The organism is Microbacterium sp. GXF7504, from assembly GCF_054798235.1.
Genome location: NZ_JBSJZI010000003.1, coordinates 99,498 through 124,994 on the forward strand (window position 1 = coordinate 99,498; position 25,497 = coordinate 124,994).

23 protein-coding genes are annotated in these 25,497 nt (G+C 70.6%); 11 read left to right on the plus strand and 12 right to left on the minus strand.

Translation table 11 applies throughout. The annotated features are described in order from the left end of the window. Nucleotides 1-4: 4 nt before the first annotated feature. Genes ACWAUO_RS08020 through ACWAUO_RS08030 form a run of 3 tightly spaced genes read left to right on the plus strand, consistent with a single transcriptional unit; the run spans nt 5 to nt 3,545 of the window. A complete protein-coding gene (locus tag ACWAUO_RS08020) occupies nt 5-895 on the plus strand; it encodes an alpha/beta hydrolase (protein ID WP_460774527.1) in 891 nt (296 codons plus the stop codon). After that, nucleotides 892-1,836: an MBL fold metallo-hydrolase gene (locus ACWAUO_RS08025; protein WP_460774529.1), complete on the plus strand. Its 945-nt coding sequence runs from the start codon at nt 892-894 to the stop codon at nt 1,834-1,836. Before ACWAUO_RS08020 ends, ACWAUO_RS08025 begins: the two co-directional genes overlap by 4 nt. Then, a complete protein-coding gene (locus ACWAUO_RS08030; RefSeq protein ID WP_460774530.1) occupies nt 1,833-3,545 on the plus strand; it encodes a CocE/NonD family hydrolase in 1,713 nt (570 codons plus the stop codon). The genes ACWAUO_RS08025 and ACWAUO_RS08030 overlap by 4 nt, the downstream gene beginning before the upstream one ends. Nucleotides 3,546-3,606: 61 nt before the next feature. Here the strand turns inward: ACWAUO_RS08030 and ACWAUO_RS08035 are convergent, their stop codons facing one another. From ACWAUO_RS08035 to ACWAUO_RS08085, 11 genes are all read right to left on the minus strand, one after another. Continuing rightward, nucleotides 3,607-4,230: a TetR/AcrR family transcriptional regulator gene (locus tag ACWAUO_RS08035; RefSeq protein WP_460774532.1), complete on the minus strand. Its 624-nt coding sequence runs from the start codon at nt 4,228-4,230 to the stop codon at nt 3,607-3,609. Between the two features lie 9 nt (nt 4,231-4,239). Continuing rightward, nucleotides 4,240-5,847 (minus strand): sugar ABC transporter ATP-binding protein, encoded by a 1,608-nt coding sequence (locus ACWAUO_RS08040; RefSeq protein ID WP_460774533.1) that lies wholly within the window; start codon nt 5,845-5,847, stop codon nt 4,240-4,242. Continuing rightward, nucleotides 5,844-7,022, minus strand: coding sequence for a sugar ABC transporter substrate-binding protein (locus tag ACWAUO_RS08045; RefSeq protein ID WP_460774535.1), 1,179 nt, complete (start codon nt 7,020-7,022; stop codon nt 5,844-5,846). The genes ACWAUO_RS08040 and ACWAUO_RS08045 overlap by 4 nt, the downstream gene beginning before the upstream one ends. A 50-nt stretch (nt 7,023-7,072) precedes the next feature. Continuing rightward, entirely contained in the window at nt 7,073-8,101 is a 1,029-nt protein-coding gene (locus ACWAUO_RS08050) for an ABC transporter permease (protein WP_460774537.1), read from the minus strand. Nucleotides 8,102-8,218: 117 nt separating this feature from the next. Further along, nucleotides 8,219-9,367, minus strand: a complete 1,149-nt coding sequence (locus ACWAUO_RS08055) for an NAD(P)/FAD-dependent oxidoreductase (RefSeq protein WP_460774538.1) — start codon at nt 9,365-9,367, stop codon at nt 8,219-8,221. Further along, nucleotides 9,364-9,561, minus strand: coding sequence for a ferredoxin (locus ACWAUO_RS08060; protein ID WP_460774540.1), 198 nt, complete (start codon nt 9,559-9,561; stop codon nt 9,364-9,366). Before ACWAUO_RS08060 ends, ACWAUO_RS08055 begins: the two co-directional genes overlap by 4 nt. Nucleotides 9,562-9,586: 25 nt before the next feature. Next, nucleotides 9,587-10,762, minus strand: a complete 1,176-nt coding sequence (locus ACWAUO_RS08065; RefSeq protein ID WP_460774541.1) for a cytochrome P450 — start codon at nt 10,760-10,762, stop codon at nt 9,587-9,589. Between the two features lie 339 nt (nt 10,763-11,101). Continuing rightward, complete coding sequence (locus ACWAUO_RS08070; RefSeq protein WP_460774542.1) at nt 11,102-11,869, minus strand: ABC transporter ATP-binding protein; 768 nt, start codon at nt 11,867-11,869, stop codon at nt 11,102-11,104. After that, entirely contained in the window at nt 11,866-12,852 is a 987-nt protein-coding gene (locus tag ACWAUO_RS08075; protein WP_460774544.1) for an ABC transporter ATP-binding protein, read from the minus strand. The genes ACWAUO_RS08070 and ACWAUO_RS08075 overlap by 4 nt, the downstream gene beginning before the upstream one ends. Further along, the gene (locus ACWAUO_RS08080) at nt 12,842-13,822 is read right to left on the minus strand and encodes a branched-chain amino acid ABC transporter permease (RefSeq protein ID WP_460774545.1); all 981 of its coding nucleotides are present in this window, start codon (nt 13,820-13,822) and stop codon (nt 12,842-12,844) included. The genes ACWAUO_RS08075 and ACWAUO_RS08080 overlap by 11 nt, the downstream gene beginning before the upstream one ends. Before the next feature lie 4 nt (nt 13,823-13,826). Beyond that, entirely contained in the window at nt 13,827-15,110 is a 1,284-nt protein-coding gene (locus tag ACWAUO_RS08085) for a branched-chain amino acid ABC transporter permease (protein WP_460774547.1), read from the minus strand. Nucleotides 15,111-15,363: 253 nt separating this feature from the next. Here ACWAUO_RS08085 and guaB point away from each other — a divergent pair, with 253 nt between their 5' ends. The 8 genes from guaB to ACWAUO_RS08125 all read left to right on the plus strand — a co-directional run bounded on the left by guaB (nt 15,364) and on the right by ACWAUO_RS08125 (nt 24,188). Then, nucleotides 15,364-16,866 (plus strand): IMP dehydrogenase, encoded by a 1,503-nt coding sequence (gene guaB, locus ACWAUO_RS08090; protein WP_460774549.1) that lies wholly within the window; start codon nt 15,364-15,366, stop codon nt 16,864-16,866. A 172-nt stretch (nt 16,867-17,038) separates the two neighbouring features. Further along, a complete protein-coding gene (locus ACWAUO_RS08095; RefSeq protein ID WP_460774550.1) occupies nt 17,039-17,902 on the plus strand; it encodes an endonuclease domain-containing protein in 864 nt (287 codons plus the stop codon). A 133-nt stretch (nt 17,903-18,035) separates the two neighbouring features. Further along, nucleotides 18,036-18,689 (plus strand): TMEM175 family protein, encoded by a 654-nt coding sequence (locus ACWAUO_RS08100; RefSeq protein ID WP_460774552.1) that lies wholly within the window; start codon nt 18,036-18,038, stop codon nt 18,687-18,689. A 15-nt stretch (nt 18,690-18,704) separates the two neighbouring features. Next, nucleotides 18,705-19,820, plus strand: coding sequence for a GuaB3 family IMP dehydrogenase-related protein (locus tag ACWAUO_RS08105; protein ID WP_460775243.1), 1,116 nt, complete (start codon nt 18,705-18,707; stop codon nt 19,818-19,820). Nucleotides 19,821-19,885: 65 nt separating this feature from the next. Further along, nucleotides 19,886-20,656, plus strand: coding sequence for an SURF1 family protein (locus ACWAUO_RS08110; protein WP_460774554.1), 771 nt, complete (start codon nt 19,886-19,888; stop codon nt 20,654-20,656). 53 nt (nt 20,657-20,709) lie between these two features. Further along, nucleotides 20,710-21,171: a DUF3817 domain-containing protein gene (locus ACWAUO_RS08115; protein WP_460774556.1), complete on the plus strand. Its 462-nt coding sequence runs from the start codon at nt 20,710-20,712 to the stop codon at nt 21,169-21,171. Between the two features lie 22 nt (nt 21,172-21,193). After that, nucleotides 21,194-22,774: a glutamine-hydrolyzing GMP synthase gene (guaA, locus tag ACWAUO_RS08120; protein ID WP_460774557.1), complete on the plus strand. Its 1,581-nt coding sequence runs from the start codon at nt 21,194-21,196 to the stop codon at nt 22,772-22,774. A gap of 16 nt (nt 22,775-22,790) precedes the next feature. Next, the gene (locus ACWAUO_RS08125; RefSeq protein ID WP_460774559.1) at nt 22,791-24,188 is read left to right on the plus strand and encodes a glycosyltransferase; all 1,398 of its coding nucleotides are present in this window, start codon (nt 22,791-22,793) and stop codon (nt 24,186-24,188) included. On the opposite strand, the gene ligD is transcribed toward ACWAUO_RS08125, so the two are convergent. Further along, nucleotides 24,189-25,409: a non-homologous end-joining DNA ligase gene (ligD, locus tag ACWAUO_RS08130; RefSeq protein WP_460774560.1), complete on the minus strand. Its 1,221-nt coding sequence runs from the start codon at nt 25,407-25,409 to the stop codon at nt 24,189-24,191. It lies immediately after the preceding gene. Between the last annotated feature and the right edge of the window lie 88 nt (nt 25,410-25,497).

The following is a 25,497-nucleotide window of genomic DNA, read 5'->3' on the forward strand; positions in this document are numbered from 1 at the left end:
CAACATGCCGCTGCATCCCGAGATCGCCCGCATCCTGGCCACCCTTCCGCACCACGACGGTCCGCTCGACCCGGTCGCGATGCGTGCGGGAGACGAAGCGCAGGTGCCCCCGCTCGATGAGCGCCACCCGGTGCGCACCGTCACCGACACCACGCTCGGCGGTGTTCCCGTGCGCGTGTACCAGGACACGGATGCGGCAGCATCCGGTGTCATCGTCTACTTCCACGGGGGCGCCTGGTTTCTCGGCAGCGTCAACACGCACGACCACATCGCGCGCAGGCTCGCCACCGAGAGCGGCCTGCGCGTGATCTCGGTCGACTATCGGCTCGCACCGGAGCACGCCTTCCCCGCGGCGCTCGAGGACGGCCGGGCGGTCATCGAGGCGGTCGTGGCACAGGGCGCGGCCGCCGGCTTGGACGGCGGCACGCTCGCCGTCGTCGGCGACAGCTCGGGCGGGGCGATGGCTGCGACCCTCGCCGCCGAACTCGCGGACGTCGTCACCCACCAGGTGCTGTACTACCCCTCGCTCGACCTCGACTTCGACAGCGAACGCTACCCGTCGATGGTGGAGAACGCGGTCGGCTACGGCCTGGAGACGGCCGGCATCGCGCCGTTCAACGCCTTCGTCCTGCAGAGCGCCGACCCGATGGACCCGCGCATCTCGCCGATCAAGCGCGAGACGCTCAGCGGTCTGCCGCAGGCGCTCGTACTCACCGGCGAATACGACCCGATGCGCGACGAGGGCGAACGGTACGCAGCACGGCTCGCCGAGGCCGGTGTTCCGGTGACGCAGACCAGGTACCCGGGGGCAGGGCACGGGTTCGTGCAGCACTTCGGGTGGCTTCCCGAGTACGGCCGGGCGTTCGCCGAGACCGCAGCGTTCCTCGGCCGATGAGCGTCGTCCACCCACTCGTCGCGCCGTGGGGGCGCTTCAGCCTCCGCAGCTTCTACATCGACGCACCGGAGCCTGCCATCGTCGACACCGGCGTGACCGAGTCGCCAGAGGGGATGCGGGCGCAGCTCGAGGCGCTCGGCCGCCGCGTCGAGGACGTCCGCTGGATCCTGCTCACCCACGGGCACATCGATCATCTGGGCGGTGCGTACGGACTGTGGGAACTCACCGGGCGTCGAGCCGAGGTCGTGATCCACGAGGCCGATGCGCCCTTCCTCCGCTCCCGCGAGGCGCACGTCCAAGAGTGGCTCGAAGGTCGTGGCCGCTGGCTCACCGATCCCGGTGGTGAGGCGCACGAGCGTGCCATGCTCGACGCCGCGATCGGCGGAGAGCTGGAACCCACCGTCGCAGCGGTCGGCGGCGAGACGCTCGACCTCGGCGGTGTGCCGCTGCGGATCCACAGCATCCCGGGCCACACCCGCGGCGCGGTCGCATACGACCTCGTCGACACCGGTGACGTGTTCGTCGGCGACGCGGTGCAGGCGTACGGCGCGGCATCAGGGTTCCCCGGCTACGAGGACCCCGACCGCTACCGCGCGAGCCTGGTCTTCCTCCGCGACGAGGTGAAGCCGACCCGGCTCTACCTCGGGCATCCGTACCGGCGCGCCGACGGCACCGCGTTCCCCGAGGTGCTCGACGCGGCCGATGCGCGGGCCGCGATCGAGGGGAGCCTCACACGTGAGGCTGAGATCCGTGCCGCGGTGCTGCCGTACCTGCAGGCCGGGCCGTCGGCATCCGCCTCGCCGTATTCACCCTTCGCGCCGGTCGCAGCCGAGCTCGGCTATACCGGTGACCCCACGCTCGAGCCCGCACCGTTCTTCACCACGATGAACGCCTACGCCACGCATTTCGATCCCGGCGCCGACCAGGAGTACACCCGATGACGAACACACACACCATCACCGCAGGCACGCGTGAGATCACCGTCGCCAAAGACCTGCGCATCCCGATGCGCGACGGCGTCGCCCTCGTCGGCGACGCGTACGGCGTCTCCGACGAACCGAAGCCGGCGCTGGTCGCGCTCAGCCCGTACGGAAAGGAGCTGCAGGCGCTCGCGCTCACCATGCCGCCACAGCGGCGCCCCTCGCCGATGTGGGACGGATGCATCGAGGCCGGTGACATCGCGCGCGTCGTCGGCGAGGGCTACGTGCACGTCATCGGCGACCTGCGTGGCTCGGGCGGATCCGAGGGCGAGCACATCGGCAACTACAACGCCGGTGGGGTGCCCCTCGGGCAGGATGCCTACGACTTCATCGAGTGGGTGGCAGCCCAGCCCTGGTGCGACGGCCGCGTCGGCATGATCGGCATCTCGTACTTCGGATCGATGCAACTGCTCGCTGCGGCCGAGCGTCCCCCGTCGCTCAAGGCCTGCTTCATCTCGGGCGGCCACTACGACTTCTACGAGACCACCTACCACGGCGGCATCATGTGGCTCATGCCACGTGCCGCCCGCGAAGGCCGCGGCGGCGACTCCGGGTGGGCGTTCACCGATCGCATCAAGTCCCGGATGCTCGAGACCGTCGCCGACGACGACGTCAAGGCGCGGGTCGCCGCACGCCTCGCCGACCCCGACGTGCAGGCGTGGCCGAACCTCGTGCACACCCTCACCTACCCGAAGAACCATGAGGCGTGGTTCGACATCATCACCAACGAGGTCTACAGCGACTGGTACGCCGAGCGGAACCCGGTACGGCTGGCCCCGCAGGTGGAGGTGCCGGTGTGGCTGCAGATCGACCAGGGCCGCGGGTGGACCGTCGACGGCACGATCGAGGCCTATGAGGCACTCGGCGGCCCGAAGAAGCTCACCATCGGTCCCTACCCGCCGATGCAGTCACGGCCGTGGATCGAAGAGCACGACCGGATGTTCCGCTGGTACGACTACTGGATCAAGGGCATCGACAACGGCGTGATGGACGAGCCGCCGGTGTCGGTGTTCGTCGAAGGCACGCGGGAGTATGCGCACGGCGACCACTTCCCGCCCAAGCCCACCGAGCACCGGCCGCTGTACCTGCGCACCCGCCGGAAGCTGTCTACCGAGCCCGAGCAGATGGGGGTGGAGTACGCCGCGCCCGATGGCTTCTACCAGGCGCCGCTCACCGTGACCGACAAGGTCGAGATGCTCTCCTGGTCGACCCCGCCGTTCGAGGAGGCGACCGAACTCATGGGCACGGGCGCCGCGCACCTGTTCGTCGAGATCGACCAGCCGGACACGAACCTCATCATGCGGTTCTGGGACGTCGCACCCGGCGGCAAGCGGCAATTGCTCACGTCGGCGTACCTGAAGGCCTCGCACCGTGAGCTCGACGCACGCACCACCGAGGGGAACCCCTACCACCCGCACACCCGTGCGGTCCCGGTCGAACCGGGCGAGATCGTGGAGTACGTGCTGCGGATCTACCCGTTCGCGGCGACGCTCCTGCCGGGACACGTCCTCACGGTGGAGCTCTCGAACGACGAGCCCATGGCCGACGAGCACAACTCCCTGCTCCCGCCCGACGCCTTCCACCTGCCGGTGGGTCGTGCGGTCACCCACAAGGTGTACCGCGACGCGCAGCATCCTTCGCGCCTGCTGCTGCCCTTCGTGGTGAAGTAACGCGTGTAAGACGACGCCCCGTCGGCTCCCTCGGGAGCGGCGGGGCGTCGTCGTGGGGTCGTCAGCGGGCGAGGCGGTCGCCGAGCAGATCCACCCACGCGGCGATGAGCACGTCGATCCGTGCGGCCATCGGGGTGGGGCGTTCGCCGTCCTCCCGCATCCAGTCCAGGGCGGATTGATCGAGGATCGCCAATGCCAGGCGCGCGCGGAAGGGGCGCTGATCGGCGGGGAAGCGGTCGGCGGCGTCCAGACCCTCGTGGATGTCGGCGGTGACCTCGGTGAACCACTCGCGGAACACTGCGCGCAGGTCGGCGTCCACGGCGGAGGCCTCGGTGGCGGCGAGGATGTACGGCTTGATGTGCGGCCAGTTGGCCACCTGTTCGCGCAGCCACGGGCCGATCTCCTCGGGAGTCCCGGCGCGGACGGCCTCGACGAGCGTCGTCGAGGTCGAGCCGCGCCGAGATTCCCGGCGTTCCAGGACGGCGTTGAGCTCCGCGATCAGGGCGCGCATGATGCCCACGCGGGACGGAAAGTACGCGTAGAAGGTGACCCGGGTGGTGCCGGCGGCCGAGGCGATCTCATCGATCGTCGTGTTGACGTAGCCCTGCTTCTCGAAGAGCTCCAGAGCCGTCGCCAGCAACAACTTCCGGGTCATCTCCCGCTGGGCGGCGCGAAGGTTGGCCATGGGAGCCGTTCAGGACGCGGCGGCGGTGCCGCCGTCGCGTTTGCCGAGCCCGCCGCGGCCCGTCCCGGCGTAGATGCCTTCGACAATGTCGTCGGGGGTGAGCGGGCCGACGAGCTCACGGACGACACCGCCGTCCTCGAACACGAGCACGCGGTCGCACAGCAGGGCCAGCTCGTTCTCATCCGCGCCCGCCACGACCACACGGGTTCCGGCTTCGGCGGCCGCGTGGATGGCATCCACGATGATCCGCCGTGCGCCGACGTCGACCGCCTGGGTCGGCTCGTGCAGCACCAGCAGCTCCGGGTCCATCGACAGCCATTTTGCCAGCAAGACCTTCTGCTGGTTGCCACCGCTGAAGGTGTTCACCGCAGCCTCCGCGCGCGGCGGTCGGACGTCGAGGCGTTCGATCCATTCCCCTGCGCGCGTGCGCTCGTCGGTGCCGGTGCGGGGGAGCAGCGAGGCGCGGCGGCGCGCGGTGTGCGGGAACGAGATGTTCTCCGACACCGTCAGTCCCATCGCCAGTCCCGCGACCTCGCGGCCCTCGGGGAGCAACCCCACGCCCGCGGCGATCGCGGAGCCGGGCGTCAGACCTCGAAGCTCCGTCGTGCGTCCGGCGAGTTCGAGGGTTCCGGCGCGTCCGGGCGTCGCACCGCTGAGGATGCCCGGCACTTCGTCGTATCCCGACCCGGCGATGCCGGTGAGCCCGACGACCTCGCCGCGGCGGATCGTGAGCTCGAGCGCCTGCACCTTGCGCCCGGTCAGCCCGGTGACCCGGGCGGTGTCGCTGTCATCGAGGTCGGGGGTGTGACGGAGCGCACCGGTGTCCACGGTGCGACCCAGGATGATGCGGGTGAGCTCGGCTTCGTCCATTCCGGCGACCGGCGCCCCGGAGACGACGGCGCGGCCGTCGCGGAGCACGGTGACGCGGTCAGCGGCATCCAGCACCTCTTCGAGGCGGTGGGTGATCATGAGCACGGCCGTACCGGTGGCGACGATCTCGTGCAGCAGCGTGAAGAAGTGCTCCAACGCCCGGCGGCTGAGCGCCCGCGTCGACTCGTCGAACATGATCAGCCCGCTGCCGGCCTCGGCATCCTGCAGCGCGCGGGCGATCGCGACGGTGGCGCGGTCCTCCTCGTGCAGGCTCGCGACCGGCGCGTCGAGGTCGACGCGCCGGCCGATGCGTTCGAACACCGCGCCGGCGGCGGCACGCTCGGTCCGCCAATCGATCCAGCGGAGCACGCCGCGCGGCCGCAGCCGTCCGATACGCATGTTCTCCAGCACGCTGAAGCCGGGCAGGAGCCCGAGGCTCTGGTGGACGACCGCCATGCCGCGTTCACGGGATTCGTCGGGACGGACCGGCAGCCGGAACGGATGCCCGTCGATAGCGACGACACTGCCGGGATCGGGTGAGTACAGGCCGGAGAGGACCTTCGCGATGGTGGATTTGCCGGAGCCGTTCTGGCCGACGAGGGCGTGGATCTCGCCGGGGCGGACATCGAACGCGATGTCGTGGAGCACGCGGGTGCTGCCGAAGGTCTTCGACAGCCCCCGCACGTCGAGACGTGCCGGGGGCACGGGCAGCGCCCGTGCCCCCGTGGTCGGGGTGGAGTCGGTCACTTCCACAGCGCCAGGAACTCGTCCTTGAACGTCGTCGGGCCGAACCACTCGCCGCTCTGCTCAGCGGCCTCGTTGATCTGCTCCGGCAGCGTGCTCTTGGTGAAGAGGCGGATCGGCGCGTAGCCGGCCTCGCGCTCGGGCACCTCCTGGCCCGCAAGCAGGCGCAGGACCGTGTCGGCCTGCTGCCACCCGGTGAACGCGGTCGCCTCGGCGGCGACACCGGCGAACGCGCCGCCCGCGACGCCCTCGATGGCGCCGAGGGTCGCCGCACCCGTGAGGTACTTGATGTCGGTGCGTCCGGAGTCCGTGATGGCACCGGTGGCCTGCGGGATGTACTGCGCGAAGTCCGTGATCAGGTAGGTGATGTCGGCGTTGCTGATCAGCTCGGCTGCGAGGTTGGCCTGCAGCTGGGGCTGGTTGGCGGTGGAGATCTCCAGGTCCTGGATGGTGCAGCCGGGGCAGTACTCCGGGAGCTCGTCCATGGCGTCCTTCATGAACTTGGGGTTCCACTGGCCGTCGGTCGAGCGGGTCACGAGGATGTTCGCGGTGCCGTCGGAGTCGAGTGCTGCCCAGTGCAGCATCGCGCGGTCCATGGCCACGGCGCCCGAAGGAATGTAGGCGAGGGTCTCATCGGCCGGGAAGTCGACCTCGTTGGGGCCCTGGCTGGAGATCACCACGGGGATGCCTGCGTTGCGCGCCGAGGTGAACGCCTCGGCCCCCATCTGGTACGGCACGGCGTCGGCCACGATCGCGAGCGCGTCGGCAGCCTTGGCCTGCTCCACGCAGGAGGCGATGTTGGCCGGGTTGCCGTCAGCCGGGCAGGACTGCAGCGTGATGCCGACCTCGCCGAGCGCTTCGCCCAGCGAGGTCTGCGTCGCGGCGAAGATCGGAGCACGCAGCGAGATCGGGATGTAGAAGACGGTGCCGCCGGCGTGGGATGTCGCGCCTTCGACCGGCTCGGGGAGGATCGGGAACGCATCCGCCGGGCGGGTGACGCCATCCACATAGGCCTCGAGGCTCGCGCGGTCGAACCCATCGGCTGCGGCCGATCCGGACTCGGCGGGTGCCGCATCCGGTGTTCCGGAGGCGCAGCCGACGACGAGGGCGCCGGCCGAGATGAGTGCTGCGAGGCCGACGGCGCCGCGGCGGATGATCCGTGGAGTGGAGTTGTTCATGTGTCCTTCTTTCTTGACTTCGGTGGCAAGGGACGGGGAGAGCGGTGGGGTCACCTGGCGCGGCGGCCGAGCACCGTCGAGGCGGTGACGGCGATCACGAGCACGGCGCCGTAGAAGACGTTGGGCACCCAGGTGTTGGAGTTCGTGCCGATGAGGACGAGCTGGAGGCCGAGCGTCCCGGTGGCGAGGAAGTATGCGGCGAGCAGTGCGCCGATGGGGGTGAACCTGCCGGCGAACAGAATCGCGGTGCCGAGGAACACGGTGGCGAACATCGGCAGCAGGTAGGTCTGCGCCGCGGCGGCGTCGAAGCCGCCGATCTTCGCGGCGCTGAGCACGCCTCCGACGCCCGCGATGGCCGCGCCGGAGACGAACGCGCCGAGACGGATCCGGTTGACCCGCACACCGGCGAGACGGCTGACCTCGCGGTTCTCGCCGACGAAGCGCATGTTGCGGCCGAGCGGCGTGAACTGCAGCACGTACGTGAACACCGCCATGAGGACCAGGCCCAGGTAGAACCCGATCGGCAGTCCGAAGAGGTCGGTGTTGACGATCGCGGTGAACTCGGCGGGCATGCCGCTGATGGGCTGCGCGCCGCTGAAGAAGATCGAGAGGCCCGCCAGGACGGTGCTCATACCGAGGGTGACGACGATGGTGTTGACGCCGAGGGTGACGACGAGGATCCCGTTGATGAGACCGATGAGGGTGGCGGCGACGATCGCGACGAGCGCCGACAGCCAGACGTTGAGGTCGAGGTTGACGGTGAGCACCGCGACGAGCGTGCCGGACATGCCGAAGACCGCGGCGACCGACATGTCGACGAATTCGCCCACGATGACGGTGCAGAGCAGCGCAGCGGCGAGGAACACGATCTCCAGCTGGCCGCTGAGGATCACACGGGGGACTCCGGGGGTGAGGAAGCGCTCGGGCGTGAGGAGCGCGAACACGACGATCATCAGGATCCACACCGCGATGACGGCGTAGCGGGAGGCCCACCAGCCGAAGTCGCGGAGGGGACGCTGCGGGGGCACCGGGACGGAGGTGACCGTGACCGGTTCATGGGTGGGGGCGGACGTACTCATGCTGTTCCTCGTCGTTGAGATGGCGGGGGCGTCGCTGCACTCGCTTTACAGAGCGTAAATTCTGGGCTTGATATTACAGACGCAATGGTCAGTTGTCACCAAGTAAAGCGAGTCGGGTTACGCAGAGATCGATTCGGGGGTCGTCAAGCGGCGCAGCTTCGGGATCGGGATGCGCCAGTTCAGGGCCACGGCGGTGCGCGTGCGGTCGGGGTGCGTCCAGCGGAGCAGGGCGGAGCCGGTGGCCGGATCGCCCTCGAGCGTCTCCCCCTCGCCCGTCAGCGGAAGCTCGCCCACGGCCTTCACGCCGAGGCCGAACTGCTCCGTCCAGAAGTACGGCTGGAACGCCGGCTCGGGCATGTCGTCGCCGCGGAGCAGCGTCGTCGCGGCGACCTTGGCCTGGTCGATCGCGCTGGTCCACAGGGGGAGGCGCCGCACGCCGGCGGGGCCGTCCCACGCGGCGACGTCTCCCGCGGCGACGATCCGGTCGGACACTCGGCCGCGCGCATCCGCGACGAGCGTGCCGCCCGTGAGGAGTCCCGAGCCTTCGAGCCACTCGACGTTCGCATGGTCGCCGATCGCGCAGGCGACGACGTCGCCGGTCATGACGGAACCGTCGGCCAGGCGCACGGCGGCACCATCCACGGTGTCGATGACCTCGACGGACGGACTCACGACGATGCGGACGCCCTGCGCGGCGGCGGTGGCCACGAGGATCTGCGACAGTGCCGGGCCGAGCTGTCGCGACATCGGTGCCGATGTGGCGACGAGGGTGACCTCGCACTGGGCCGCGCGGGCGCCGGAGGCGATCTCCATGCCGAGCACGCCGCCACCGACGACGACGACCGACGGGCGGCCCTCGAGGGCGCGTCGGAGCGCGGTGGCGTCATCCAGCTCACGGAGGGTCAGTACCGGCGATGCGATCTGCGGGGTGCGGGCGCGGGCGCCGGAAGCGACCACGAGCGCGTCGAACGGCACGTCGTCGCCGGTGTCCAGGAGCACGCGGCGTCCATCCAGATCGACGCCGCATGCGCCGACGCCGCGGAGCTCGGTCGCGCCGTGCGACGGGGCCGGCAGCTCATGCGCGCCGGGGTCGCCGTCCACGGCCAGCAGCGCCTTCGACAGTGCAGGGCGCGAGTATGCCGCGTGCGGTTCGGCACCGACCAGGGTGAGTTCCCCGTCGAAGCCCTCCGCACGGAGCGTGTCGCAGGCGGTGAGCCCTGCGATCCCGCCGCCGACGACGGCGATGCGGCGGAGTGTCGCCGTCACGGGGTATCGATGAGGCGGAGCGCGGCGACCGGGCAGACCCGCGCGGCGGCGCGCGCGCGGTCGATGTCCGCACCGTGCACGTCCACGACGTCCAGGACGAGTTCATCCTGGTCATCGAGGTGCATCAGGTCGGGTGCCGCTTCCTCGCACAGGCCGTGGGCTTCGCAACGGGGGCGGTCGAGTTCGATCCTCATGGCGTTCTCCTTCGGCTGCTGCGGCTCAGGCGGCGACGATGTCGGTGACGGGCAGCGCGGCGATGCTGCGAGTCGTGTTGGCGGGGTGGCGGACGGCCGTGCCCGCGGTGAACGAGGAGACGTGGCGCGCGAGTGCGCGGATGAGCGCGAGACCCTCCATGCGGGCGAGGCCCTGGCCGGCGCAGCCGTGCGGGCCGTAGCCGAAGGACAGGTGGTCGACGGGGTTGCGGGTCACATCGAACGTCTCGGGGTCGTCGAAGTGGCGCTCGTCGTGGTTGCCCGATCCGAAGAGCACGGCGATCTGCGAGCCGGCGGGAATGAGTGCGCCGTCGATCTCGACGTCGCGTGTGGTGATCCGGCCCCAGGCGTGGATCGGCGACCAGTAGCGCAGGACCTCGTTCAACGCGGAGGCGACGAGGGACTCGTCGTCGCGGACCTTCGCGAACTCCTCGGGGTGGGTGCCGAACAGCGCGAGCATGTTCGCGAACGAGGCGACGGTGTTCTCGAGTCCGGCGGCGAGGTACTGGTGGATGATGTGGCCGGCGCTGCCGGCGGGGATCTCGCCCCGCGCTTCCGCGTCGAAGATCCCGCGACCGATCGAGCCTTCTGCAAGATCGGCGCCCGTGACGGTGTTGCACCACCCGTACAGTTCGCCGGCGATCGGGAAGCTTGCGATCGTGCGGTCGTTCATCGGGCCGACGACCTCGTTGGCCGCGACGCCCCAGCGCGACATGTTGGCCTTGATCTCGTCGGGGAAGCCGATGAGCTCGGCGATGATGCCGAGCGGGAAGGATCGGGCGAGGTCTTCGACACCCTCGAACGAGTCGCGCGAGGCGAGCTCGCGGGCCAGGGAGTCGGCCTCCTCCTCGATGCGCTCACTGAGCCCGCGGAGTGCGCGCGGGGTGAGGTTGGCCGACAGCACCGCACGCAGTTGCGTGTGCTCGGGCGGGTCGGAGCGCAGCGACGTGCCGGCGAGGGCCTCGTTGACGGCCGGGTTGAAGCCGATCGAGGTCGACGAGAAGGCCTCCCAGTCGCCGAGCACTTCGCGGATGGCGTCGTAGCGGGTGATCGCATAGACATCGCTGGCCGTGAGGTGGACGACGGAACCGAGCTCGCGCAGCGCGGCGAAGGTGGGGTACGGATCGATCAGGACCTCGTCTGCCCAGAGGTCGATGTCAGAGGTCGCGGGTGCATTCGTCATGGTGTCCTCTTCGCTGAGTGTGTCCGCCGACGTTGGCGGGTGACTTTACGTTGAGTAAACCGGTTGCCGGGCTGTTTCGCAAGCCGTAAATTCAATTGACGCTCTGTAAATGCACGGGCGCGGCGAAGCGGCCCGGGAGGTGCCGTGTCGCGGGCCCGGGTTCAGGCCTCCTGCGCGACATGATCCGTCCTGACCGGCGGTCGTTCGGCCAGCCGTACCGCCGGGTCGACGGCGCCGTGTCTCCCACGAGCCGATGAACGCAATCCGCCCCGGCAGCCCACGGGCCGCCAGGGCGGATTCGTCTCCTCGGATTGCGTGCGTCGTGTCGCCTGCGGCGGCTCAGGTACCGAGGGTGCCGAGGTAGAGGCCGATGACCTTGGGGTCGTTGAGCAGCTCGCGGCCGGTGCCGGTGTAGGCGTCGTGGCCCTGGTCGAGCACGTAGCCGCGGTCGCAGATCTGCAGGCAGCGGCGGGCGTTCTGCTCGACCATGATCGTGGTGACCCCGGCCTTGTTGATCTCCGAGACCCGCAGGAACGCCTCGTCCTGCCGGGAGGGGGAGAGGCCGGCGCTCGGCTCGTCGAGCAGCAGCACGTGCGGGTCCATCATGAGCGCGCGGCCCATCGCGACCATCTGCCGCTCACCGCCGGAGAGCGAGCCGGCCCGCTGCTGAAGGCGCTTGGCGAGGTCGGGGAAGATCGAGGTGATGAAGTCGACCCGCTCCGAGTACCCCTTCGGGCGCTGGTAGGCACCCATCTGCAGGTTCTCCGCGATCGTCAGCGACGGGAAGACGTTGTTCGTCTGCGGCACGAACCCGACGCCCTTGGACACGAGCTTGTTCGCGCGCAGTCCGGTGATGTCCTCGCCGTTCAGCAGGATCGCCCCGGAGCGGATCTTCACCTGCCCGAAGATGGCCTTCAGCATCGTGGACTTGCCGGCCCCGTTCGGGCCGATGATGCCGATGAGTTCGCCCTTGCGGGCGGTCAGGTTCGCGCCCGTGAGGATGTTCACCCCCGGGAGGTACCCGGCTGTGAGGTCCCGCACCTCGACGACGACGTCCGCCGCCGACGGGGCGGATGCGGGGGAGGGGGACTGCACCGTGTCGCTCACTTGTCGGCCTCCGTCTCGGAGGTGGTCGTGGCATCCGCCTCGATCGCCTCGTCCAGCTCCTGCGCGGTCGCGACGAGTTCCTCGGCCTCGGCGGAGAGCGTGCCGGCGTGCCGCCCGGTGACGACGCCGAGGTCGACGTCCTGATGCGCGCCGAGGTAGGCGTCGATGACCGCCTGCTCCTTCATCACCGTCTCGGGCGGACCCTCGGCGACGACCTTGCCCTCGGCCATCACGACGACCCAGTCGGCGATGTGGCGCACCATGTGCATGTCGTGCTCGACGAACACGACCGTCATCCCCAGGTCCTTCAGGTCGAGGATGTGGTCCAGCAGCGACTGTGTCAGCGCCGGGTTCACACCGGCCATCGGCTCGTCGAGCATCACCAGGTTCGGGTCGCTCATGAGCGCGCGCGCCATCTCCAGGAGCTTGCGCTGCCCGCCCGAGAGCGAGGCGGCGAAGTCCTTCTCCTTGGTGTCGAGCTTGAAGCGCTTCAGCAGATCGCGCGCCTTCTCCTCGTTCGCCACCTCCTGCTTGCGCCACAGGAACGGGAAGGCGCCGGCCCAGAAGCTCTCGCCCTTCTGCCCGGGCGCGCCGAGCTTCATGTTCTCCAGCACCGTGAGCAGCCCCAGCGACTTCGTCAGCTGGAACGTGCGCACCTGACCCATCCGGGCCGTCTTGTACGCCGGGATGCCGGACAGGTTCTTGCCGTCGTACGACCACGACCCCTCGTTCGGTTTGTCGAAGCCGGTGAGCAGGTTGAACAGCGTGGTCTTGCCGGCGCCGTTCGGCCCGATGAGTGCGGTGATGGCGTTCCGGGGGATCTCCAGGTGCTCCACGTCGACCGCGGTGAGACCGCCGAAGACGCGCCGCACGCCGTCGATCACGATGATCGGGTCGACCTTGGCGACCCCGGGGCGGATCTCGCCCTTGTGCAGCCCGGTCGACTTCGGGCGGGGCGTGGGGGCAGTGACGTCACCGGACAAAGGTCAGCTCCTTCTTGCTGCCGAGGATGCCCTGCGGGCGGAAGATGACCAGCAGCATCAGCGCCACGCCCACGAGCACGAACACCAGCATCTGGCTCTGCTCGGGGGTGAGGAACGGCAGCCAGCCGATCGAGACGAGGGCGGGGAGCAGGTTCGACAGGAACGCGCGGACGACCCAGAACAGCACGGCGCCGAGCACCGGGCCGAAGATCGTCGCCGCACCGCCGAGCAGGAGCGCCGTCCACACGTAGAACGTCTGCGAGGTGACGTACACGTTCGGGTTCACGTTCGTGCCCATCGCGGTGATGATGCCGCCCGCCGCGATGAGGACGCCGCCGAAGATGAGGGCCTGCATCTTGAACGCGAACACGTTCTTGCCGAGCGAGCGGACCGCATCCTCGTCCTCGCGGATGCCGCGGATGACGCGGCCCCAGGGGCTGCGCATGAGCAGCCACACCAGCAGCACGGCGATCGCGATGGTGATGATGCCGATGATGATGACCCACCACTGGTCGGACTGGTAGGTCCACGGCCCGATGCCCCAGCGGCCGGGCGGCAGCGGGTTGCTCGCCCGGAACCCGGTCTGGAAGCCGGAGAGGCCGTCGGCCGAACCGGTCTGCCGGCGGAACGCGGAGGTGAGGAAGAGGAGTCGGAGCACCTCGGCCGCCGCGATCGTCACGATCGCGAGGTAGTCGCCGCGCAGGCGCAGCGTCGGGATGCCCATGATCAGTGCGAACACGACCGCGGCCGCGAGACCGATGAGCGCCGCCACCGGCCAGGGGAGCCCGAAGGTGAGGATCGAGATCGCGAAGCCGTAGGCGCCGATCGCCATGAAGCCGGCGACGCCCATGTTCAGCAGTCCGGCGAAGCCGAAGTGCACCGAGAGGCCGATGGCGGCCAGGACGTACCCGAGCGTGGCCGGCGCCAGGATCTGGGCCGCGGTGTTGGAGAGGATCTGCAGGATGTTCACGTGACTACCCGATTCGCTCTCGGCGTCCGAGGATGCCCTGCGGACGGAACAACATGATGACGATCAGCACGACCAGCGCGCCGGCGAACTTCAGGTCGGACGGGATCCACAGCGTGGAGATCTCGACGAGCAGACCCACGATGATCGAGCCGACGAGGGCGCCGAACGCGGTCCCGAGCCCGCCGAGCGTGACGGCGGCGAACATCAGCAGCAGGATGCTGGTGCCCATGTCCCACTTGATGCCGGGACGGAAGTAGGCCCACAGGATGCCGGAGAGCCCGGCGAGTGCCGCGGCCATGACCCACACGACCCGCACGACCGCGTCGACGTCGATCCCGGACGCCGCCGCGAGCGACGGGTTGTCCGAGACGGCGCGGGTGGCCCGGCCCATGCGGGTGCGCATGAGCCACCAGGCGAACAGGCCGATCACCACGATCGAGACGCCCATCGAGATGACGTCCGTCCAGGTGAGGCGGATGGGGCCGAGGCCCGGGATGACCGCGGTCGACCCGCCCGGCAGCTGGCGCGTGCCGCCGCCGATGCCCATTTGGAAGAGGTACCGGAGTGCGAGCGAGAGGCCGATCGACACGATCATCAGCTGCACTGTGCCGATGCCCTTGCGTCTGAGCGGACGCCAGATGCCCGCATCCATCCCCAGTCCGAACAGTGCCGAGACGATGATGGCGAGGGGGATCGCGAGCCAGATCGGCAGCCCCACGCCGGAGAAGAGGAGCGCCATGAGCGCGCCGAAGGTGACCATCTCACCGTGCGCGAAGTTCGACAGGCCCGTCGTGCCGAACACGAGCGACAGGCCGATCGCGGCGAGGGCGAGCATGAGGCCGAAGTTCAGGCCGTTCACCGTGCGGGAGAGAAGCTGGTCGAAGAAGCTCGTCGTGCTGCGTTCGGCCGCACCGAGGGTGAAGTTGCGCGTCACCGTGCTCGTCGCGCCGAACTGCACCTCCTGCTCGAACACGAACTCGTCCGGCACGCTGACCCCGCTCGGGAGGCTGTCCTCGTCGAGCGTGACGGTCCAGGTCCCCTCCTTCGTGGGGACACCGATGCGGAACGTGCCCTTCTCGTCGGTCTCGGCCTCGGCCTCGAAGTCGCCGTCGGTCGCGATGACCGTGGCCCCCTCGATCGGTTCGCCCTCGGCTCGGACGTTGCCCGAGATCGCGTACGGGTACGACTCGCCGTCGTCCGTCTCGGCCGCCGCCGGGGCTGCGAGCCCGAACAGGAGCGCGAGGCTGAACAGCCCGGTGAGGACGACGGCCAACGCGCGGGACGGCAAGCGGCCTGCATGCGACGTCCGGTTGAGCGCCACTGACACCTCCAACTGATGGGACAAGCGCCAGAAATCCGGTGGTGGCTTCGGCGACACTGCACGGTATCCACGCATTGTTGCCTCTGTGTTTCCGCTTCGCAACTCGACGCGCACCGGCTCGGGAATGTTTCCCAGTCAGGGAGAATTACGATATGTACGGGTGCGCGTGAGTCCGCGCCCGCGACCGCAGGAGCCGTACGTTGCGGCGGATGGAGAGCCCATGGAGAACCACGACCCGTTCGGCTTCGTCGGACTGACCTACGACGATGTGCTGCTGCTTCCGGGGCACACCGACGTCATCCCGAGCGAGGCCGACACGTCCTCCCGCGTGACCCGCCGCATCACCGTGGCGACGCCGCTGCTGTCGGCCGCGATGGACACCGTGACCGAGGCGCGCCTCGCGATCGCGATCGCCCGTGAGGGTGGACTCGGCATCCTGCACCGGAACGCCTCCATCCAGGAGCAGGCCACCATGGTCGACCGGGTGAAGCGCAGCGAGTCGGGCATGATCACCGACCCGGTCACGACCCACCCGGACGCCACGATCGAGGAGGTCGACGCGCTCTGCGCGAAGTACCGCATCTCGGGCCTGCCGGTCGTCGACGAGGACGGACGCCTGGTCGGCATCATCACCAACCGCGACATGCGGTGGGTGTCCGGCTTCGAGCGCCAGACCACCAAGGTGCGCGACGTCATGACGAGCGACGGCCTCATCACCGGCCGCGTGGGCATCGGGGCGAACGAGGTCATCGCGCTGTTCGCCAAGCACCGCGTCGAGAAGCTGCCGCTCATCGACGACGACGGCAAGCTCGCGGGCCTCATCACCATCAAGGACTTCGACAAGAGCGAGAAGTACCCGCTCGCCACCAAGGACGACCAGGGCCGCCTTCGCGTCGGTGCCGCGATCGGCTTCTTCGGCGACGCGTGGGAGCGTGCCGAGGCGCTCCGCGACGCGGGGGTCGACGTGCTCGTCGTCGACACCGCGAACGGGCAGTCCGCGGGCGTCATCGACATGGTCCGCCGGCTCAAGGCCGACCCGACGTTCGCGCACATCGACGTCATCGGCGGCAACGTCGCGACCCGCGAGGGCGCGCAGGCGCTCGTCGACGCGGGTGCGGATGCGGTGAAGGTCGGTGTGGGCCCGGGCTCCATCTGCACCACCCGCATCGTCGCCGGCGTCGGCGTGCCGCAGGTCACCGCGATCTGGGAGGCCTCCCAGGCGTGCCGCGAGGCGGGCGTGCCCGTCATCGCCGACGGCGGCCTGCAGTACTCCGGTGACATCGCCAAGGCGCTCGTCGCCGGCGCAGACACGGTCATGCTCGGCTCGCTCCTGGCCGGCACCGACGAGTCGCCGGGCGAGATCGTCTTCCAGGGCGGCAAGCAGTTCAAGCAGTACCGCGGCATGGGTTCGCTCGGTGCGCTGCAGACCCGCGGCAAGAAGACGTCGTACTCCAAAGACCGCTACTTCCAGGCCGACGTCCCGAGCGACGACAAGCTCATCCCCGAGGGCATCGAGGGGCAGGTCGCGTACCGCGGCCCGCTGTCGGCCGTCGCATACCAGCTCGTCGGGGGCCTGCGGCAGTCGATGTTCTACGTCGGCGCCCGCACGATCGAGGAGCTGAAGGCGAAGGGCAAGTTCGTCCGCATCACCTCCGCGGGCCTCAAGGAGAGCCACCCCCACGACGTGCAGATCGTCGTGGAGGCCCCGAACTACAAGCGCTGAGCGAAGTTCGCAGAAAGCGACGGAGTCCGCAGCATCCGGCCGGATCGCTGCGGAGTCCGTCGCTTTGTGCGGGGTTGCGTCGGGTCCTCCACAGCGTGAGTCCCAGGTGCGGTTGTGCACGGACGGGTGGGCGGGGGATGCGGGTGCGGCGATCGGTGCGGATGCTCGGGGGATGCGGCTCCACGGCACGGACCTCGGCGACTGGCTCACGCGATCGCACGGCATCGCCCATCGGGAGGACGTGCTCCGCGCGGGGTTCCCGCTCGCGGTGATGCGCGCGTTCGCGCGCGACGGCGGCGCCGCCATGATCAGGCGGGCCTGGCTCGCCCTGCCCTCGGCTGATCCCGAGCTGCTGGACGCGGCGCGGGCAGGCGGCCGGGTGAGCTGCACGACCCTCGCGCGGCGGCGCGGATGGTGGATGCCGGCATCCGTGCCCGCCACCGTCCACCTGCACATGGTGCCCGGCTCCGGCTCGCCCGCGATGCCCGCGCAATGGCAGGGACGGCTGCACTGGACCCGGCCGTTGGCGCCCGCGCCGCGGCACACACTCGTCGCGCCGCTCGAGGACGCGCTGCTGCACCTGGCTGCGTGCCTTCCGTTCGAGACCGCGCTGGTGCTGTGGGAGTCCGCGCTCCGTGTGGAGCAGCTCGCCACCGACTACCTCCGATCGATCGCATGGCCGTCGCTGGCGGCGCGTGCGCTCGCGGACACCGTCACCGGGCTGTCGGACTCCGGCCTGGAGACGCTGGTGGCGACGCCGCTGCGGCGCTGGGGACTGCAGGTGCGGCAGCAGGCGAAGGTCGCCGGCCGACTCGTGGACCTGCTCGTCGGGGAGCGTCTCGTCATCCAGATCGACGGGTACGCGTTCCACGCCGACTCCGCGCAGCGCACGCGTGACATCGCGCACGACGCCGAACTCCGGCTGCGCGGGTACACGGTCCTGCGGTTCAGCTACGCGCAGGTCGTCCACGATTGGCCCGCCGTGGCGGCGGTGATCCGGAGGGCGGTCGCCGCGGGGCTGCACCGTGCGTCCTGACCCGACGAACTCCGCAGGATCGCGCGAACCTCGCAGCATTCGCCCCGGATGCTGCGAGGGCGGTCACGTTCTGCGAACTTCGGGCGGCGAGCGACTCTCGCGTGCGGAGGCAGGCGGTCGCTACAGTGGGCGCGTGATCCGGCCCGCCAAACCCGACGCGACGCTGGGGGTGACCCGCACCGAGGCGTACACCGACGGCGTGTTCGCCATCGCGGCGACGCTGCTCGTGCTCGATCTCACGGCGAGCGCGATCGGCGAGGTGCGCACCGACGCGCAGATGTGGCAGGCGCTCGGCGGGCTGTGGGAGAACGTGCTCTCGTTCATCATCAGCTTCGTGCTGCTGAGCGGGTTGTGGATCATCCACCTGCGGCAGTTCCGCGACATCGTGCGCGTGGACATCGTGCTGCTGTGGCTGAACAGCATCCGCCTCCTGTTCATCGTGCTCATGCCGTTCACCACGATCCTCACCGCCGAGTACTCGGCGTTCTACGCCGGGCGGATGCTGCTGCCGATCAACTTCTTCCTCGCGGCGCTCGCGGGGCACCTGTCCTGGCGGTGGGCGGCCTCGGGCGACGGCCACCTCATGCGCGACTCGCTCTCGACCGAGCAGCGCGAGGAGGCCGCCGACGGCGTCTCCGCGGTCATCTGCGCCGGGGTCGCGGCCGGGCTGTCGCCGTGGATCGGCTCGTTCGGGTTCCTCGCCTTCCTCGGCAACGGGATGCTGACCAGGGCGCTGCGCAGCCGGGTGCGCCGCCGCGCGGGCGAGGCCTCAGGAACCCCCGGGTAGGCTGGGACGGTGAGCATGGACATCGAGATCGGCCGCGCGAAGCGGGCACGCCGTGCGTACACCTTCGACGACATCGCCCTGGTGCCGTCGCGGCGCACGCGCAACCCGGAGGATGTGTCGACCGCGTGGTCGATCGACGCCTTCCACTTCGACATCCCGATCCTCGGGGCGCCGATGGACTCGGTGGTGTCGCCCCGCACCGCGATCGAGCTGGGGCGCCTGGGCGGGCTCGGTGTGCTCGACCTCGAGGGCCTGTGGACCCGGTACGAGGACCCGGAGCCCGTGCTCGCCGAGATCGCGGCGCTGCCCGACGACGGCGCGACCCGCCGAATGCAGGAGCTGTACGCCGAGCCGGTGAAGCCCGAGCTCGTCCGCGACCGCCTCGCCGAGATCCGCGACGCCGGCGTCACCGTCGCCGGCTCCCTCACGCCGCAGCGCACCCAGGAGCTGTACGAGACGGTCGTCGCCGCCGGCGTCGACCTGTTCGTCATCCGCGGCACCACCGTGTCGGCCGAGCATGTGTCCTCGGTCGCCGAGCCGCTGAACCTCAAGAAGTTCATCTACGACCTCGACGTGCCGGTCATCGTCGGCGGCGCCGCCACCTACACCGCGGCCCTCCACCTCATGCGCACCGGCGCCGCGGGCGTGCTCGTCGGCTTCGGCGGCGGCGCGGCCTCCACGACCCGCACCGCCCTCGGCATCCAGGCGCCGATGGCGACCGCCCTCTCCGACGTCGCCGGCGCCCGCCGCGACTACATGGACGAGTCCGGCGGCCGCTACGTGCATGTGATCGCCGACGGCGGCGTCGGCACCTCGGGCGAGATCGTGAAGGCGATCGCCATGGGTGCGGATGCGGTCATGCTCGGCGCCGCGCTCGCCCGCGCCACGGATGCGCCCGGCCAGGGCTACCACTGGGGTCCGGAGGCGCACCACCCGCACCTGCCGCGCGGCCGCCGCGCGAAGGTGGGCCAGGTCGCGCCGCTCGAGGAGCTCCTCTACGGCCCCGCGCCCGTCGCGGACGGCACCGCGAACCTCATCGGCGCCCTCCGCAAGTCGATGGCCACCACCGGCTACTCGGACCTCAAGGAATTCCAGCGCGCCGAGGTCGTCGTCGCGCCGTACGGCTCGTGACGGTCGACCCGGCCGCGACGGGGACACCCGGCCCGGACGTCTTCCCGCCCACGCTGCGGGAGGTCATGCTCCGGCCGCGTTGGCTGGCGATGCTCGCGCTGTGCCTGGTGGTCGCCGGGGTGTTCGCGTGGCTGGGGCAGTGGCAGCTGAGCCGTGCCGTGCAGCCGGAGCTCGTGGAACCCGGCGCCAGCGAGCAGGTGGTGCCGATCGACGACGTGGTGCAGCCGGGGGCGTATCTGAACGACCCGCTGGTCGGTCAGCGCGTCGAGGTCACCGGCCGGCTGATCGAGGGCGACTTCATCGTGCTCGCCGAGCGCTACAACGACGGTGCCGAGGGCTACTGGGTGACCGGGCAGCTGCGGCGCGACGACACCGCCGAGCCGACCTCGGTCGCGGTGGCGCTCGGCTGGGCGGAATCGGCGGATGCGGCCGAGGCCGCCGCATCCGCACTGGACGCGCAGGTCCGTGAGGACCCCGACGCCGTCGTGCGCGTCACCGGGCGGCTCGTCTCCGACGAGGGCGCCGTGCTGCCCGACCTCCGTCGCCCGCAGGAGCTCACCCGCATGTCGCCGGCCGCGCTCCTCAGCCGCTGGCACGACGTGGAGGCGCTCGAGGTGTACCGGCCCTACCTCGTCGCCGACGAACCGATCGGCCCGCTCGAGGGCATCGTCTCGCGCGCACCGCAGAGCAGCTCCGGCCTGAACTGGCTGAACATCTTCTACGCCGCCGAGTGGGTCGTGTTCGCCGGGTTCGCGTTCTACATGTGGTACCGACTCGCGAAGGACGCCTGGGAGAAGGAGCTCGAGGCGCTCGCCGGTGAGGAGCAGGACGCCTGAGCGCGGGCTCCTCCCGGCCGGTGGCCAGGAAGCGCGCGGGTAGGATGGAGACCATGCCGCAGCCCAAACTCGCCTCGTTCCCGGCGATCCGCGGCGCGTTGCGCTTCTACCAGATCTGCTCCGTCGTCACCGGGACCATGCTCCTACTGCTCGTGGCGGAGATGGTCGTGAAGTACGCGCTCCACCTCGAGCTGTTCGCGGGCGGCTCCGGCGGCTTCCTCTGGTGGGCCGAGGTCACCGCGCTCGGCGAATCCACCGGCGACGGATTCAACATCTCGATGTTCATCCTCATCACGCACGGCTGGTTCTACGTCGTCTACCTCTTCTCCTGCTTCCGCGTGTGGAGCCTCATGCGCTGGCCGTTCATGCAGTTCCTCCTGCTGGCGCTCGGCGGCGTGATCCCGTTCCTGTCCTTCTTCCTCGAGGCCGCCGTCGGCAAGCGGGTGAAGCGCTACCTCGCCGAGCGCGAGGCCGCTGCAGCCGCCCAGGCCCCGGTGGCATCCGACGCCCACTGACCCGTCCCACAGAGAGCATCCGGTGACAGAGCAGACCGAAACATCCCAGCGGCCCGTCCTGGTGGTCGACTTCGGCGCGCAGTACGCGCAGCTGATCGCCCGCCGCGTCCGCGAGGCCGGCGTGTACAGCGAGATCGTGCCGCACACCGCCTCCGCCGAGGAGATCGCCGCGAAGAACCCCGTCGGCCTCATCCTCTCCGGCGGTCCCTCGTCGGTGTACGAGCCCGGGGCCCCGACGATCGACGAGAAGGTCTTCGACCTCGGCGTCCCCACCCTCGGCATCTGCTACGGCTTCCAGGTGATGGCCCAGGCCCTCGGTGGGACGGTGGCGAACACCGGCCTGCGCGAGTACGGCGCCACCGACGCGACCGTGGTCACCGAGGGCACGCTCCTCGCCGACCAGCCGGCCGAGCAGAACGTGTGGATGAGCCACGGCGACCAGGTCCAGACCGCGCCCGACGGCTTCCAGGTGCTCGCCCGCACCGCAGCGACCCCGGTCGCCGCGTTCGCGAACGACGCCCGCAAGTTCTACGGGGTGCAGTGGCATCCCGAGGTGAAGCACTCCGACTACGGCCAGGGCGTGCTGGAGAACTTCCTGCACCGGGCCGCGGGCCTGCCCGCCGACTGGAACAGCGGCAACGTCATCGCCGAGCAGATCGACAAGATCCGCGCGCAGATCGGCTCCGGACGCGTCATCTCCGCGCTCTCCGGCGGCGTGGACTCCGCCGTGTCGACCGCGCTCGTGCACAGGGCCGTGGGCGACCAGCTCACCGCCGTGTTCATCGACCACGGACTCCTGCGCAAGGGCGAGCGCGAGCAGGTGGAGAACGACTACGTCGCCTCCACCGGCGTGCGCCTGATCACGGTCGACGCCCGCGAGACGTTCCTGAACGCCCTCGCCGGGGTCAGCGACCCGGAGCAGAAGCGTAAGATCATCGGCCGCGAGTTCATCCGCGCCTTCGAGAAGGTGCAGCAGGAGCTCATCGCCGAAGCGGCCGCCGAGGGCGACCCGATCCGCTTCCTCGTGCAGGGCACGCTGTACCCCGACGTGGTGGAGTCCGGCGGCGGCGCCGGCACCGCGAACATCAAGAGCCACCACAACGTGGGCGGGCTCCCGGAGGACCTGCAATTCGAGCTCGTCGAGCCGCTGCGCACCCTCTTCAAGGACGAGGTCCGCGCCATCGGCCGCGAGCTCGGCCTTCCCGAGGCCATCGTCTCGCGCCAGCCGTTCCCGGGCCCGGGCCTCGGCATCCGCATCGTGGGCGAGGTGACCGCCGAGCGGCTGGAGATCCTCCGCGACGCCGACGCGATCGCCCGCGCCGAGCTGACCAAGGCGGGCCTCGACGGCGAGATCTGGCAGTGCCCGGTCGTGCTGCTCGCCGACGTCCGCTCGGTGGGCGTGCAGGGCGACGGCCGCACCTACGGGCACCCGATCGTGCTGCGCCCGGTCTCCAGCGAGGACGCCATGACGGCGGACTGGACCCGGCTGCCGTACGACGTGCTGTCGAAGATCTCGAACCGCATCACGAACGAGGTGCGCGACATCAACCGTGTCGTCCTCGACGTGACCTCCAAGCCCCCGGGGACCATCGAGTGGGAGTGAGCCCCGGAGGCCGGCCGTGACCACGGCCGCCGAGGGGCTCCTGCCCGACGCCTCGTACCTGCTGCTTGCGAGCCGGCTCGTCCCCGGTCTCGACGGCGGGTTCGCCGTGTCGGTGATGCGTCGTGCCCGCGACATCGCGGACGCGACGGGGGAGTGGCCGCTGCTGCTCACGGTGGACCTCGCCGACCCGGGCGTCCACGACGCGCACCGCGCGGAGTGGGTGCGCCGGGGCGTGCTGGGCTCGCCCGACCGGATGCGGAACCTCTTCGACGACGCGCGCGCCGACCGCTCCTGGCTGCTCGCCGCCGGTTCACAACTCAGGCAGAACGGTGCCGGAAACCCGGATGGCACCGGTCCCATGCGCGAACAGCCTGAATTGCGAACACCGACGAGGCTGATCACGGATGCGGCCGGGAGGCCGGTGCTGGAGGTTCCGTGGGGTGTCGGCGGCGCCGCGTGGCACCTCACCGACGCCCCCGTCCGGGTGTACGCGGTCGACGGCTCGGTCGCGGGCGTCCTGCACGGGTACCGCGAACTGTATCGGGCCTGGATCGACCACGTCGTGGCCGTGCACCACGCGGCCTCGCCGCGACCGGTCGTGCTGGTGTGCGAGTCGCGGCAGCTGGGAGAGGTGCTCGTCGACGACGGCCCCGGGCGTGCCCGGCCCGACGTGCCGATCCTGCACACGACCCACGCCTGCCACGTCCGCGCCCCCTACACGTGGGACGCACCGCTCGACCCCGCCTGGGAGCGGTGGCTCGCCGTCGCCGACCGCTTCGAGGGCGTGCTCTGGCTCACGCCCAGCCAGCGCGACGACGTGGCGCGGCGGGGGTACGACCGCATCCGCTCCTGGGTCGTGCCGCACCCCGCACCCGTCGCGGCACCGTCGGTGCCGGAGCCGGGACGGGTCGTGATGCTGAACTCGCTCATCCCGCGCAAGCGCGTCGACCACGCGGTCCGCGCGGTCGCGCAGGTACCGGGCGCCCGACTCGTCGTGTTCGGCGACGGCCCCGAGCGCGACGCCCTCGCGGCCCTGGCTTCCCGGATGGACGTGCCGCTCGAGCTCCGCGGCCACGTCGACGATCCGGAGGAGGGCTGGCGGGCGGCCGACGTGCTGCTGCTCGCGAGCGAGTCGGAGGGGCAGCCCCTCGTCGTGCTCGAGGCGCTCGCCCACGGCGTCCCGGTGGTGTCGTACGACATGCCCTACGGTCCTCGCGACACGCTCGCCGACGGCGGCGGGATGCTGGTACCCTCCGGCGACGTCGACGCGCTGGCCGCGGCCCTCGCCCGCGTGCTGGGGGACCGCCGCCTGCGCTCCGACCTGTCGGGAGCGGCACTGTCGGCCGCGGCGCGGAAGGACGTCGCCACCTCGATGCGGGCGCTGGGCGACGCCGTCGCCGCCGCGCTCGGCTGATCAGCCCCGGCCCGCCCACGGGTCGTAGTCCTGCAGGAGAGCCTCCTGCGGCGGCCGCTCGGACTCCGGCACGTGCTGCAGGTTGATGCGCACCCGGTACCAGAGCGAGCTCGACCCGCGCATGCCGTCGATGAGCACGTCGGCCGGATGCAGCTGCGCCGCCGCATCCGGATGCGCCTCGCGCCACCGCTCGAGCGCCGCCTCCGCCTCCGGCTTCGTCTTCGTCCGCGCCACCTCGACGAGTGGCATGGCCGAGACCCGCCGTCCGCTCCCGTCGCCGCGGCGGGGCGGCTTCTCCGCTGGACCGAGCTCGGCCGCGAGGGCGAGGAGGGCGTCGAGCGTCCCGGGTGCGTCGTCGATGCCGGCGTGCGGGTCGCCGCGCTCGGCGAACCGTTCGGGCACCGTGCGCACGGTGAACTCCTCCGGCCGGCGGACCCGCACCTCGTCCCAGCCCAGCGGCGTCGACACGCGCGCGTCGGGGCGGGCGCGGACGGAGTAGGCAGATGCGACCGTGCGGTCCTTCGCGTTCTGGTTGAAGTCGATGAAGACGCTCTCGCCGCGCTCCTCCTTCCACCATCGCGCGGTCGCGAGGCCCGGTGCCCGCCGCTCGACCTCGCGGGCCAGGGTCTCGGCGGCGAGCCGCACGTCGTGGAAGTCCCACTGCGGCTCGAGCCGGACGAGGATGTGCAGGCCGCGGGAGCCGCTCGTCTTCGGCCATCCGACGAGTCCGTGGTCGGTGAGGACGTCGCGTGCGACCATCGCGGTGTCGACGATCTGCGACCAGTCGACGCCGGGCATCGGGTCGAGGTCGATCCGCAGTTCGTCCGGGTGGTCGAGGTCATCGGCGCGCACCGGATGCGGGTTCAGGTCGAGGCAGCCGAGGTTGACCACCCAGGCGAGTCCCGCGGCATCCCGAATCACGGCCTCCTCGGCGCTGTTCCCGGATGCGTAGTGCAGCGTCGCGGTGCCGACGTAGTCGGGATGCGACTCCGGCACGCGCTTCTGGAAGAACGGCTCCACGTCGATGCCGCGCGGATAGCGCTTGAGGACCATGGGGCGGCCGCCGGCACCCCGCAGCGCGCCGTCCGCCACCCGCAGGTAGTACTCGACGAGCTCGCGCTTCGTGACCCCGGGCTCGGGGAAGACGACCTTGTCCGGGCTGGAGATCCGCACCTCGTGGCCGGCGACCTCGAGGTGGATCTCGGACTTCGACGCGCTCATGCCGTGACGCTATGGCCACCGCACCCGGTCCGCCAGGGCTTGCGCCGGGAACGTCGGAGGGCCGCCCCGAACGGGACGGCCCTCCGAG

What these genes read in the sequence shown, in the direction of transcription:
- ACWAUO_RS08020 (WP_460774527.1), top strand. Translation starts at nt 5, where the DNA reads ATGCCGCTGCATCCCGAGATCGCCCGCATCCTGGCCACCCTTCCGCAC.
- ACWAUO_RS08025 (WP_460774529.1), top strand. Translation starts at nt 892, where the DNA reads ATGAGCGTCGTCCACCCACTCGTCGCGCCGTGGGGGCGCTTCAGCCTC.
- ACWAUO_RS08030 (WP_460774530.1), top strand. Translation starts at nt 1,833, where the DNA reads ATGACGAACACACACACCATCACCGCAGGCACGCGTGAGATCACCGTC.
- ACWAUO_RS08035 (WP_460774532.1), bottom strand. Translation starts at nt 4,230, where the DNA reads ATGGCCAACCTTCGCGCCGCCCAGCGGGAGATGACCCGGAAGTTGTTG.
- ACWAUO_RS08045 (WP_460774535.1), bottom strand. Translation starts at nt 7,022, where the DNA reads ATGAACAACTCCACTCCACGGATCATCCGCCGCGGCGCCGTCGGCCTC.
- ACWAUO_RS08050 (WP_460774537.1), bottom strand. Translation starts at nt 8,101, where the DNA reads ATGAGTACGTCCGCCCCCACCCATGAACCGGTCACGGTCACCTCCGTC.
- ACWAUO_RS08060 (WP_460774540.1), bottom strand. Translation starts at nt 9,561, where the DNA reads ATGAGGATCGAACTCGACCGCCCCCGTTGCGAAGCCCACGGCCTGTGC.
- ACWAUO_RS08065 (WP_460774541.1), bottom strand. Translation starts at nt 10,762, where the DNA reads ATGACGAATGCACCCGCGACCTCTGACATCGACCTCTGGGCAGACGAG.
- guaB (WP_460774549.1), top strand. Translation starts at nt 15,364, where the DNA reads ATGGAGAACCACGACCCGTTCGGCTTCGTCGGACTGACCTACGACGAT.
- ACWAUO_RS08095 (WP_460774550.1), top strand. Translation starts at nt 17,039, where the DNA reads ATGCGGCTCCACGGCACGGACCTCGGCGACTGGCTCACGCGATCGCAC.
- ACWAUO_RS08105 (WP_460775243.1), top strand. Translation starts at nt 18,705, where the DNA reads ATGGACATCGAGATCGGCCGCGCGAAGCGGGCACGCCGTGCGTACACC.
- ACWAUO_RS08110 (WP_460774554.1), top strand. Translation starts at nt 19,886, where the DNA reads ATGCTCCGGCCGCGTTGGCTGGCGATGCTCGCGCTGTGCCTGGTGGTC.
- ACWAUO_RS08115 (WP_460774556.1), top strand. Translation starts at nt 20,710, where the DNA reads ATGCCGCAGCCCAAACTCGCCTCGTTCCCGGCGATCCGCGGCGCGTTG.
- ligD (WP_460774560.1), bottom strand. Translation starts at nt 25,409, where the DNA reads ATGAGCGCGTCGAAGTCCGAGATCCACCTCGAGGTCGCCGGCCACGAG.